Annotated in this window: 10 protein-coding genes; 6 read left to right on the top strand and 4 right to left on the bottom strand. The window is 64.9% G+C overall.

The genetic code is table 11. From position 1 onward, the window contains the following. The first annotated feature begins 21 nt into the window (after positions 1-21). Complete coding sequence (locus tag ACY34H_RS10070; RefSeq protein WP_464977365.1) at positions 22-1800, top strand: GGDEF domain-containing protein; 1779 nt, start codon at positions 22-24, stop codon at positions 1798-1800. A 223-nt stretch (positions 1801-2023) separates the two neighbouring features. Here the strand turns inward: ACY34H_RS10070 and ACY34H_RS10065 are convergent, their stop codons facing one another. From ACY34H_RS10065 to ACY34H_RS10050, 4 genes are all read right to left on the bottom strand, one after another. Next, positions 2024-2815 (bottom strand): 3-keto-disaccharide hydrolase, encoded by a 792-nt coding sequence (locus ACY34H_RS10065; protein ID WP_464977364.1) that lies wholly within the window; start codon positions 2813-2815, stop codon positions 2024-2026. 232 nt (positions 2816-3047) lie between these two features. Beyond that, on the bottom strand, positions 3048-4115 hold the full coding sequence (locus ACY34H_RS10060; protein ID WP_464977363.1) for a Rieske 2Fe-2S domain-containing protein: 1068 nt from the start codon (positions 4113-4115) through the stop codon (positions 3048-3050). A gap of 123 nt (positions 4116-4238) precedes the next feature. Continuing rightward, a complete protein-coding gene (locus ACY34H_RS10055) occupies positions 4239-4403 on the bottom strand; it encodes a hypothetical protein (RefSeq protein WP_464977362.1) in 165 nt (54 codons plus the stop codon). 295 nt (positions 4404-4698) lie between these two features. After that, positions 4699-4968 carry a VF530 family protein gene (locus tag ACY34H_RS10050; RefSeq protein WP_464977361.1) on the bottom strand — a complete coding sequence of 90 codons (270 nt, stop codon included), beginning with the start codon at positions 4966-4968 and terminating at the stop codon, positions 4699-4701. A 226-nt stretch (positions 4969-5194) separates the two neighbouring features. Between ACY34H_RS10050 and ACY34H_RS10045 the strand changes: the two genes are divergently transcribed. From ACY34H_RS10045 to ACY34H_RS10025, 5 genes are read left to right on the top strand one after another with little or no spacing between them, the layout of a single operon-like run. Continuing rightward, a complete protein-coding gene (locus ACY34H_RS10045; protein WP_464977360.1) occupies positions 5195-7006 on the top strand; it encodes a PAS domain-containing sensor histidine kinase in 1812 nt (603 codons plus the stop codon). Next, positions 7003-7416, top strand: a complete 414-nt coding sequence (locus tag ACY34H_RS10040; RefSeq protein WP_464977359.1) for a response regulator — start codon at positions 7003-7005, stop codon at positions 7414-7416. The genes ACY34H_RS10045 and ACY34H_RS10040 overlap by 4 nt, the downstream gene beginning before the upstream one ends. After that, a complete protein-coding gene (locus ACY34H_RS10035; RefSeq protein ID WP_464977358.1) occupies positions 7406-8938 on the top strand; it encodes an HD domain-containing phosphohydrolase in 1533 nt (510 codons plus the stop codon). Before ACY34H_RS10040 ends, ACY34H_RS10035 begins: the two co-directional genes overlap by 11 nt. Next, positions 8935-10974, top strand: coding sequence for an ATPase, T2SS/T4P/T4SS family (locus ACY34H_RS10030; protein WP_464977357.1), 2040 nt, complete (start codon positions 8935-8937; stop codon positions 10972-10974). Before ACY34H_RS10035 ends, ACY34H_RS10030 begins: the two co-directional genes overlap by 4 nt. 13 nt (positions 10975-10987) lie before the next feature. Next, entirely contained in the window at positions 10988-12094 is a 1107-nt protein-coding gene (locus ACY34H_RS10025; protein WP_464977356.1) for a type II secretion system F family protein, read from the top strand. The last annotated feature ends 135 nt before the right edge of the window (positions 12095-12229 follow it).

Below are 12229 nucleotides of genomic sequence, written 5' to 3'. Positions count from 1 at the left end.
CTTCGCTGGTAACCCAGACACATGGCTGCGGCACTGAATGCGCGGCTGCGCTTGCTCGGCAAGCACTACCACGACCGGCTTGCGATGGCCCAGGCGGCCCTCGGCGACCTGGATGACCAGATCCGTGCCTACAATTTCGCCGCCGCGAAGGCCGCCAAAGAAAGCTTGGAGAGAGATTTCGACCTTGCCTCGATGCCGGAAGTGAATTTCGCAGCGCAGATGTCGTTTGGCAGGCTCCACCTTCTCAATAGCGAGTATGAGCGCACGCTGGCGCATTACGAAGCAGGGCGGGCACTGGCGGGCCGTCTGGCGCACCCGGCCGCTGCACGGGCGGAGGCGCTGATGAACCTCGGGCAGCTGTACAACGCATCGAAGGATCCCGTCCAGGCATTGCGCCACGTGGACGAGGCGGCGCCCTACGCCAATGCGTTGCGCCCACGCATGCGCAGCCATCTTCACTTCACACGGGCCCAGGTGCTGGTCAACCTCGGCCGGCTCCCCGATGCGCATGCGGCATTCCAGCGTGCACTGGAAATCGCCCGGGCTGGCGGCATCGATGTGATGGAAACGCATGTACTGGGCAACATGGCCGACCTGGCGCTGCGCCGCCACCGCTGGCGCGAGGCCGAGCAACTGGCCCGCGATGCGCTGGCCGTCGCGTCGCGCAGCCACGACGAGTCCGCCCAGTTGATGGCGCGGGCAAATCTCGGCTTCGCGCTGGGCGGGCAAGGAGACATTGCCGCCGCAAGACCGCTGGTGGACGGCGCGATCGCCAAGTTCCGCGAGGATGGCAACCTGCAGGCGCTTTCCGGCATGCTCGACGAAAAGGCCAGCCTGCTCGAGCGCGTTGGACTCTACAGGGAAGGCATGGCGGTGCTGCGCGAACAGCAGGCGCTGGAGCGCAGGCAGTTTACGATCGACCGCGCCAATGCGGTGGCCGCGCTACAGGACAGGATCGCGCAAGCCGAGAACCACCGCCGCATTCAGCAATTGCAAGAGGAAAACCTGCTGAAGGACGCCGACATCCGCAATCGTGAACTGAAACAGTTGGCCCTGGCACTGGTGGCACTGCTGCTGCTCGCGGTAGGAGGATTCGTGTTCGTGCTGTACCGCCGCGCCGGCGAATCGAACAGTCAGTTGCGCGAACTGAACACCAGGCTCGAGTACCACGCCGAGCGCGATGCGCTGACCGGCTTGTACAACCGCCGCTCCTTTGTCGAGAAAATGCGTGCCGACCTTGCGGCGGTTCCCTTGGAGCGCCGCCGCGCCGATGCGCCGGCGAGCGACATCTACATGATCCTCGATATCGACCACTTCAAGCGGGTCAACGATACGCACGGCCACGGCGCCGGCGATCAGGTGCTGGTAGAGGTGGCGCGGCGCCTGCAACAGGCCGTGCGCGACGGTGATACCGTGCTGCGCTGGGGCGGCGAGGAATTCGTGATCCATTTCCGCGGGAAGCAGGGCGCCCCGGCCGCCATGCTGGGCGCGCGCATCCTGGCAGCGATCGGCAGCGCGCCGATCCAGGCCGGCAGCGTCGAGCTGGACATCACAGCCAGTGCGGGATTGATCGAACTGCCGCTGGCTGGCGTGCCCCCACCCACCCTGGATTGGGAACGCGCCATTGCCCTGGCCGATATGGCGCTGTATCGCCCCAAGGCGGCGGGACGCAACCAATGCTGCCACGTTATCGGGCTGGCAGGCGATGCGGATGCCCGTCGGCTCGCGGAACTGGAACCAAAGCAGGCCCTGATGCTGCTGGAAACCAGGACCATTGCCGGTCCGATGCGGCCGGCGTGACGCCCCTCCGCGTCAGCAGGCCTGCGTGTCCAACGTGCCCGCCGCAAGGCCGACCGCCTCGACGTGCCGGCATCGCTGCCAAGCGGGAGCGCATCACCCGGCTTTGACCGGGGGCGATCTTCGATGTCTTGCTGCTGGATCGCCAGGTTACCAGCAGCATCCACTTCGCCGCTCAGCACCCGGGTACATACTAGGGCTGGCTCTGGCTTGCCGTTGGCACCGGTCAAGGCAACGAAGCCGTGCCGGAGAGCGGCCTCACCCAGACATTCCTGAAGCTGACCGCATCGCCATGATCCTGCAGCTTGATCGGCGCGGGACCATGTTTGCGATAAGACGGCTTGCCGGCATATACCGACTCTCCCTGGAGCGCGACATGGTTCTGCACCAGTACACCATTGTGCAGGGCGGTGACATACGCGGGTGACAGCAATGCGCCATCGTTGGCAAAACGCGGTGCGGTCCAGATGACGTCGTAGGTCTGCCATTCTCCGGCAGCGGCGCACGCATTGACCAGCGGGATGTGCTGTTTGTAGATGCTGGCTGCCTGCCCATTGGCATATGTCCTGTTATCTGCGCAGTCGAGAATCTGGATCTCGTAACCGCTGTCGATGCCGGTCGAGGCCAGGAACAGGCCGCTGTTTCCCTTGCCTTGACCGCTTCCCGTCGCCGATGCCGGCACGCGCCACTCCAGGTGAATCTGGTAGTCCGTGAACAGCCGCCTGGTCTGGATGTTGCCGCTGCCGGAGCGCACGGTGAACACGCCGTCCCTGACGATCCAGTTGGCCGGCTTGTCGGGCGATGTGGTCGAAACCCATTCGCGAAGATCCTGTCCGCCGAACAGTACGATCGCATCCGAGGGCGCACTGGTCGAGGAGCCCGGAACGACGCGCCCGGGTTCCGCTGCCCATACTTCCGTAGCTTTCGGATCAGGCTGTGAAGGGGAGCGGTCCTGAGCGGTGGCGGAAAACATCGTTGAAAATCCGATCATTACCACAACGGTCTTTGCAATCATCATTCATCCTGCATGAAGGCGTGACAAGCGCACGCCCGGGTTAGCGATTCATCGGTGCCGAGCAAGTGTTTCGGGAAGGTCAATCGAGCCCGCACCCATCACTCGCAAGCCCGGCCAGCCTCGATTATGCGATACGCGACGCAGGTCGGCTACGACGGCGGGATGCAGCGCGAAACGGCCCTCCATACGACCAGCGCCACGACCAGCAAAGGAAGCTTGCTGGCCACCCGGACGATCAGTTGGCCACTCCGGAGCATGCAAGGTTTCCAGCGCCAAGCTCGTCGGCGATCAGCTTGTCGAGTACGCGCCGCGCGCGGATCGCACCGGCATCGCCTGCCAGCAGAACTGGCTTCATCGACCAGAAATCGCGGTCGCCGATCGCTGCCTGCTGGGCTTCGAGCATCGGCAGGTCCTCTTGCTCGAATGGCTGCCTGGCGCCCGCCACAATGCTCTCCACGACGGCTTCGCCGTGCGGGCCGGCGGAGCGCGCCATCGTTGTCGCGTACCAGTAATGCGTCGAGCTTTCGGTTTCAGGGCTGAACAGGTGGGGGAACATTGGCGCGCCCGGATCGTGCTGGCGCGGTTCCCCGGTTGGGGTTGCCCCGGCGTCGAGCAGCATGCAGGCCGGCGCATTCCAGCGTACGTCGAACCACCGGTCCACCGCGATGCCCTGCGGCAGTCCCATCGCGTCGTAGAGGAAGGGCGACATGTGGTCGTTGACCGTGCTCCGGTAGATGGTGACCTGGTTGCCTTGTTGCTCGACCCGCGTGATCGCGTCCTTGACTCCCGGGCTGCCCAAGGTACCGGGATGCAGGAATTCGATGTGGGACAGGTCGAGGATGTTGTCGGTCTCCAGCACGTAATTGGCGCGCGCATGCAGGTAGCGCTTGCCAACATGGTTGGTTGCCGGATCCATGCAGGAAAAGTCGGGGATCAGCGCTGGATCGGCCTTCCCGGTGTCGCCCATCCACACCCAGATCACGCTGTAGCGCTCGATGGTCGGATACGCCCGAACGACAGCCGCCTTCGGAATGACGCCATTGCCGTGCGGGTTGTGGACGCAGGCGCCGGTGGCATCGAACTCGAGCCCATGATAAGGGCATTTCACGCAGTCGCCCTTGTGGGTACCTTTCGACAGAGGGGCGAAGCGGTGCGGGCAGCGGTCGAGCAGGGCATGCGGCACGCCGGCCGTATCGCGAAAGAACATCAACGGTTCGCTCAGCAGCGTGCGACGGAACAGATCGTCCTTGCCCACCTCGTGATCCCACGCTGCCACATACCAGCAATTTCTCAAGAAGGCCATGCAGATTCTCCATGCTGAGTCAAGATGGAGCCGAGTGTAATCCGCGAGCTTTCGGTGAAACAGCCACTATTATCCATATGACGCATTCATATTTTGGATTGGCGATTCGCCGTTTTTCGTGACTCAATTCACATCGGGGTGTGTCTGGCGTTGGTCCGGTATCGGCTGAAGGTAGAAGACCGCGTCAGCCTGATGGCCTGCGACCGGCATGGCCAGCTGCTCTACGCGGTGGCCCCGGAAGGCACTGTTCGTCACCAGCGTCTCGACGCCGCCAATCGCATGGTTCAAGCGTCGATCCGTTGGGCTACGTGCAGAACTACACCTACGATGCGCTGGGCAACGTCACCAGCCAGACCCGCTACGTCACATCGATCTTCGCCGGCGGATCCTTCAGCGAGCACACCGACGCCGGGCTGGACGCCCGCGTCGTCGTGAATGCGCACGACGCGACCGGGCAGTTCCGCCATAACGCCATGGGCCGGATCATCTGGCACCTGGATGCGACTGGCAACACGGAAAGCACGCGCTACGACAGTGTGGGCTGGACAATCGGCCGCACCGACAAGGGTGGCGGCGAGTGGATTTACCGCTGCCGCGTGCCCCAGGAAGCGCCGGCCTCGTGGCAGGCCAGGCCATCCCCATCATTCAGGAATTCGGTATCCAGGAACAGTGCTTCCACTTGTGTGCGTGCCCATGGCGTGCGGCGCAGGAACTTCAGGCTGGACTTCACGCTCGGCTCGCTCCGAAAGCAATTGATGTCGATGCGGCGGCCCAGCTCGTGCCAGCCATAGTGCTCGACCAGGCGGGTAAGCAAGGATTCCAGGGTAATGCCGTTCAGGGATTGCACACGCATGTCAGGGTGGGGTGGGGTGGGAAGGACAGGCAGCCAGTATACCCGCCAGCATCCACCAGCGTACGTGCTGACTATGCCCCCAAGCGGGCTGACGATGTTGTTCACTTAAAAAGAGATCGACGAAAGTTGTTGTTTCACGCGCAGCGACGCCAGAAACAATTTGCCTCACTGCAACTTTCATTCTATAGTCGCATCTTCCTCCGTCGCTCTCATCCCAAAGCCTGACATGAAGCTCAATCGTATTGGCATCATTCTGATCGCCTGCGCGCTCGCTGCGATCACACTCGTGGTCACGCTGCTGGTTGTGCGCCAGCAGGACAGTCAGGCGGCACAGGTGAGGGTGAAGGGCGTTGCACTGGCAAAGTCATTGAGCGGCATCCCCGTGACGCAGCTCGATGACGGCAGGACCACGGGCCTGCTGAATGCGCTGCTGGCCTACCACGACGATGGCAATTTCGCGTATGCCGCGATCGCTGGCGCCGACGGCCGTACGCTGGCCGAAGTGGCGAGCCGCGGCACCATGACGCCGCATGCACCGCTGCCTGCCGATGCGGTGGCGGGATTCGCCGAGCGCGAGATTCCCGCTTCCCCGGCTGGTCCAGCGCTGCGCGAGTTCTATGGCCCGATGGCCGACCGTAGCAACGGCACGGTTTTCGTGCGCGTGGGCTTTCATCAGCCGCGTTTTGCCGTGCTGGCGCGCGACGTATCGTTCCTGGCCTTGCTGGCATTGATGATGTTCCTTGTCGTACCGGTGATCTACCTGTTGATCAAGCGTGAAATGGCGCCGCTGGCAGGCCTGCACGACCAGTTGCGCCAGCTTGCCGCGCCGGAGCAGCCTGCCGTGAAGGCGGAAGACGTGCGCGAACTGGTGACGGGCATGCAGGGTTACCTGGCCCAGGCAGGCGAACGCATCGCCCGGCTAGAACTGGGCGAACGCAATTCGACGGCCGACAACCGCCTGCTGCAATATGGCAGCAAGAAGCTCAATGCCGCGCTGCACTCGCTGCCGGACGGCCTCCTGATGCTCGACCCGGGCGGCGACGTCACCTTCGTTTCCGGCAAGGTTGAGCCGCTGCTGGGCATGTCCGCCGATGCACTGCTGGGCCAGCCGGTCGATGCCTGGTGCCGCGATCCGGCGTTGCGCGCCCTGCTGGCCCGCTACAGCGGCGCCTCGCGCGATGGCGCCCGCCCGCAAAGCGTGGAATTCGCGTCGGCCAGCGTGGAAGGCCGGCAACTGTGCGCCACCGCTCAGCCGCTGAGCGGTGGCCAGGGTGCCATGGTGTTCGGTACGCTGGTGGTGCTGCGCGACGTCACCCGCGAACACCTCGCGCGCCAGGCCGGCAACGACTTCGTGGCGCACGTGTCGCACGAGCTGAAATCCCCGCTTAACGTGATCGGCATGTATGCCGAAATGCTGGCCGACAGCGACGAGGAAAGCCTGCGGGTGGAATCGCTGAACGTGATCCAGGATGAAATCGAACGCATGAATGCGCTGGTGGGGAACCTGCTCAACGTCAGCAAGCTCGATGCCGGCAGCATGGCACCGGAACGCAACCGCGTGCGGCTCGACGACCTGCTGCGCGACGCCTACGACCAGGCGATGCCGCGCGCCCAGGGCAAGGGCCTGAGCGTGATCCTCGACATGCCACGCGAGCTGGACGCGGTCACCATCGACAAGGACCTGTTCCGCATCGCGCTGAACAACCTGCTGACCAACGCGATCAAATACAACCGGCCGGACGGCAGCGTCACGCTGGCAGCCCGCAATGACGGCCACGAGATCGTGATCAGCGTGCGCGATACCGGCATCGGCATCGCCGCGCCGGACCGCGACCGCATCTTTGAAAAGTTCTACCGTGTCAGTGAAAGCGGCACGCCGGCCGCCCGCGGCGGCCATGGTCTGGGGCTGTACCTGGCTGCGCAGATCGTCGAACTGCACCATGGCCGGATTGTCGTCGACAGCGAACTGGGCATCGGCAGCACGTTCTCCATTTACCTGAAAAGCGCGCCTGTCGCAAGCGGCGCGCCTGTCCTATGACCCAATATCACATCCTGCTCGTGGACGACGAGCCGCACGTGCTGCGTGTGCTGCGGCTGGCACTGGAACGCGAAGGCTACAGCGTGGCCACTGCCAGCGACGGCCATGCCGCGCTGGCGGCGATGGCCCAGCGCCTGCCCGATGTACTGATCAGCGATATCCAGATGGATGGCATGGATGGCCGCACGCTGTGCCCGCTGGCGCGCAGCACGTACCCGGACCATTCGTTCCTGATCCTCGTGATGACATCGATGACGGCGCTCGACGAGCGTGCCTGGGCGCGCGAACTGCCCCATACCGAATTTCTTGAAAAACCCCTCAGTCCGCGCCAGCTGGTGGCGCGGCTGGGGCGCCACTTCGCTGCCCGTGAGGCAGAGAGCAACCCGTTGGAGTCCAGCCATGCCGCGTAGTTTCCTGTCCAGTCTCGATCATTCCCGCCACGCCCGCTGGCTGCAGCGCATCACCGGCGCCGACCAGGCGCTGGCAATCTGCGACGCTGCCGGCGTGCCCTGCTGGACTGCGCCGGAGCACGCCGACCTGGAGCACTGGCTGCTGCACCTGAACCCGCAAGGGTTCGCATGGCAGGCAGATGGCGACGGCATGCAGCGGCACGATACGCCCGATGCCACGCTGCTGTACCAGCCGGTCAGGTCGAAAGGCCGCACGCTCGGCTGGCTCGCCGTGCGCGTTGCCCGCGTCGACGGAACGGCGGCGGCCCCATTCGAGTGGGATGCGCTGGCCGAGGCGCTGGAAGACATCGCCGCGACGATCGGTGACGACTTCGTCACGCACGGCGAACTGAACGCAATGGCCGGCGAACTGTCCGACCGCTACGAAGAACTGCACCTGGTCTACGCGATCGATCGCCAGGTCCAGGAAATGACGAGTGGCGAGGACGTGTTCGGCGGCCTGCTGGAAAGCTGGGCCGAACACATGAACGCCGACGTGGCTGCCTTCATCAAGCCGGGCGACAACCTGTGCGTCTCGGCCACCAATCTCTCGGCGCCGATCCACAACCTCGACCTGGTGCTGGTGGAGATGCGCGGCGACCTCTATCGCTTTACGCACTCCTCGCGCCAGCCGATCGTGATGAACGATGCGACCGATCCGCGCCGCGCCTATATCTTCACCGACATGCCATTCAAGATCCTGTGCTGCCCGGTGTTCCAGGACAAATCCGTGGTGGCGATCCTGGTGCTGCTGAACCACGCGGAGAAGGCCGACTTCACGAACAGCGACCGCAAGCTGGGCGAAGTGCTGGCCAACCATTTGTCGAGCCTGTCGCGCATGCACAGCATGCTGGCCGAAACGAGCAAATTCAACCAGCAGATGGCGGCCGCGCTGATCGAGGCGGTAGAGGCCAAGGACCCTTACACCCGCGGCCATTCCGAGCGCGTGCACCATATCTCGATGGAGATCGGCAGGGCGCTGCGCCTGCCTCCGCGCGAGCTGGACAACCTGTTCTGGGGTTCACTGCTGCACGACGTGGGCAAGATCGGCATACCCGACGCGGTGCTGTGCAAGCCGGGCCGCCTGACGCGCGACGAGTTCACCTTCATCATGGTGCACCCGGAACGCAGCTACGAGATCCTGCGCCACATCGACCGGCTGAAGGGCGCGGTGCCGGGCGCCCGGCACCACCAGGAAAAGTACGATGGCACCGGCTACCCGCATGGCCTGGAGGGCAACGACATTCCCTATAACGCGCGCATCATCGCGGTGGCCGACACGTACGACTCCATTACCAGCTCCCGTGCCTACCGCGCCGGCCGCAGCCATGAGGTGGCGATGGCCGAGATCGCGCGGGTGGCCGGCATGCAGCTTGACCCGGGTGTCGTCGATGCCTTCGCCCAGCTGTGCCGCGCCGAGCCGGAGTGGATCGCCGCGTTCGGCATCGCCCGCGACACCAGGCCGGAGACCGCGGCCGCATGACGACCGGGCTTGCCGGCGGGGAGACGATCACCCGCAGCCGAATCGGCGCGATGACGTATCTCGCGCCGGTGACCGCGCTCGTGGCCGACGAGGCCGTGCGCGCGCTCGAGGCGGCGCTGAACGAATGCATCGGCCAGCACCAGGTGTCGATCGTCATCGACCTTGGCAAGGTGCCGCTGCTGTCCGGCCGCGCTCTGGGCATGATGGCCGACATGGCCGGCCGGCTGGCGGGCCTGGGCGGGTGGCTCAAGCTGGCTTACCCGAATCCGCTGCTGCAGGAGATCCTGGCCGCCACCGGCTTGCAGGAGGAGCTGCCGCCGTTCGATACCCGGGCGGCGGCGGCGCGGCACCCGCGCGAGTCCGGCAGCAAGCTGGGCGACATCCTCGTCGAGCGGGGCGCCGCCACCGCCGAACAGGTCGCCGAGGCGGCGCGCCTGCAGGAACAGACCGGCAAGCGCATGGGCCTGATCATGGTCGAGCGCAAGTGGATATCCGAGGCGGCGCTGTACGGCGCGCTGGCCGACCAGCTCGGCCTGCCTTACGTCAACCTGCGCGCCGGGCTGTATGACCCGGCCGCGCTGGCCATCCTGGACAAGGACACCGCGCGCCGCCTGAACGTGCTCCCGCTGTTCCAGGTGCGCGACACGCTGACGGTGGCCAGCGCCGATCCCCAGGCGATCCACCATATCGACGAGCTGCGCAGCCGCACGGGCTGCCGCATCCGCATTGCCATCGCGCCGCCGGCCGATATCCGCCGCGTGGCCGACGATGCCTATGGCGGCGTGCTGCCCGAGTTCGTGCACACGGAGGCCAGCGACCTCGAACTGATCGAGTCGACGATCCCCGACGACTATACGCAGATCGACGAGATGGCCGGCGCCAGCCCGGTGATCAACATGGTCAACGCGGTGATCCAGCGGGCCATCCGCGACAGCGCCAGCGACATCCACATCGAGATCTCGCGCAATCGCGCACGCATCCGCCTGCGCATCGACGGCATCCTGTACGAAGTGATGGCGCCGAAAGCGGACCAGCACCCGGCCATCGTGTCGCGCCTGAAGGTAATGGCCAACCTGGACATCGCCGAGCGCCGGCTGCCGCAGGACGGCCGCATCCAGGTAGCGACGCAGGGCCGCACCGTCGACCTGCGCTTTTCGTCGCTGCCCGGCATCTACGGCGAAAAGGTGGTGCTGCGCGTGCTCGACAAGAACCAGTCGATCCTCGACGTGGACAAGCTGGGCATGAACGACGGCGCGGTCACGGCGTTCAAGCGCCTGCTGGGGCGCAGTCACGGCCTGATCCTGGTCACCGGGCCCACCGGCAGCGGCAAGACCACCAGCCTGTACGCGGCGATCAGCCACTTGAAGAGCATCGAGAAGAACATCGTCACGATCGAGGATCCGGTCGAATACCAGCTCGACATCATCAACCAGAACCAGGTCAACGATGCGATCGGGCTGACCTTCCCGAAGATCCTCAAGCACGTGCTTCGGCAGGATCCCGACATCATCATGATCGGCGAGATCCGCGACCGCCAGACCGCCGAGATCGCGGTGCAGGCCGCGCTGACGGGGCACCTGGTGCTGACTACGCTGCACACCAACGATACGCTGGGCGCCGTGTCGCGCCTGGTCGAGATGGGCGTGGAACCGTACTTGCTGTCGTCGGCGCTGATCGGCGTGATGGCGCAGCGCCTGGTGCGCCGCGTGTGCCAGGGCTGCCGCACCAGCTACCTGGCCACGCCGGAAGCGGCGGCCGCGTACCGCTGGCGCGGCAAGGGCGATCTGCGCCTGGTGCGCGGCCGCGGCTGCCCGGCGTGCTACGACTCCGGCTACAAGGGACGCATGGGCATCTATGAGCTGCTGGAGGTGAACACCGACCTGCAGCGCATGATCGTGGCGAACGCCAGCAAGGACCAGATGGCGGCCCATGTGAATGCCACCGGTCACCACGACCTGTACGCCGATGGCATGTCTCGCGCCTTCGACGGCTACACGACCCCGGAAGAAATCGCCCGCGCGGTGCACAGCCTGTAACACAGATCCCCACATGCCGATCGAACTCGACCCGCCAGAGTCCGCCGCTGCGCCGCGCGCGGCGCTGAAGCTCAGCTTCGGCGAACGGCCGCCCGGCGTGCGCGAGCGCGTCATGTTCACGGAGCGCCTTGCTCTGCTGCTGGAAACCGGCGTGCCACTGCACGCCGCGCTGCAGTCGCTGCTCCAGCAGAGCGACCAGCCCCAGCTGCGGCAGATGATCGCCACGGTGTCGGACGATATCCTGGCCGGCGCACGCTTTTCGGAGGCGCTGGCGAAGCACTCGCTGTTCCCGGTTACGTACGTGAACCTGGTGGCGGCCAGCGAGGCCGGCGGCTTCCTCGGCCAGGTGTTGGTCCAGCTGGTGGAGATGGATGAAAACGAGGAAAGGCTGCGCGCCACGCTGGTCTCGGCGCTCTCGTATCCGCTGTTCCTGATGGCGTTTTCCGGCGCCGTGGTGCTGTTCATCCTGGTGTCGGTGTTTCCGAAATTTTCCCCGCTGTTCGCGTCGATCCATGAACAGCTGCCATGGACCACGCGCGTGCTGCTCGCGCTCTCCAATGTGCTGACGCAGCACGGCGCGCTCGTCGCGGGCGCCGTTGCAATGCTCTGCGGTGGTGGCTGGCTGTTGACCCGCAGGCCGGACGTGCAGGCCGGCATCGACCGCATGAAGCTGCGCGCGCCCCTGGTCCGCGACATCTTCGCCAAGATCTACATGACCCGCTTGCTGCGCGTGATGGGCATTTCCCTGGAGCGGGGCGTTACCATCCTGGCAACGCTGGAAGCCTGCCGCGCCGTGGTGCCCAACGCCGACATCCAGCAATTCATCCTCGCGCTGGAAGCCGACGTCACGGAGGGCAAGGGGATCGCCGCGGGTTTCGAGGATACTCCGTTCGTCCCCGTCGCCGTGCGGCAGATGATCGCCACCGGGGAAGCGACCGGCACGCTGGGCCGGGTGATGGCCCGCATCGCCGACTCCTACGACCGCGAGCTGACGCGCCAGCTCGCGCGGCTGTCGAAACTGGCCGAACCGGTGATGCTGCTGGTCATGGGCGTCATGGTGGGCACGATCGTCAGTTCCCTGATTCTGCCTATTTTCAAATTGTCACGTGCGGTGCACTGACGTGTTACAGATGTGCGACAAATAGAGCACACAATTGAAAGTTCGCGCCGGTAATAGCATGGGTTCATGTTACCCTACGGAATTAGATATTTCTATAAATAAATCCAACAAAGTTGTTTTTTTATCCACAGAGAA

This window comes from Pseudoduganella sp. jia 9, assembly GCF_055502615.1.
The sequence above is the reverse complement of the archived record's forward strand: the minus strand, read 5'-3'. Positions and strand labels throughout refer to the sequence as shown.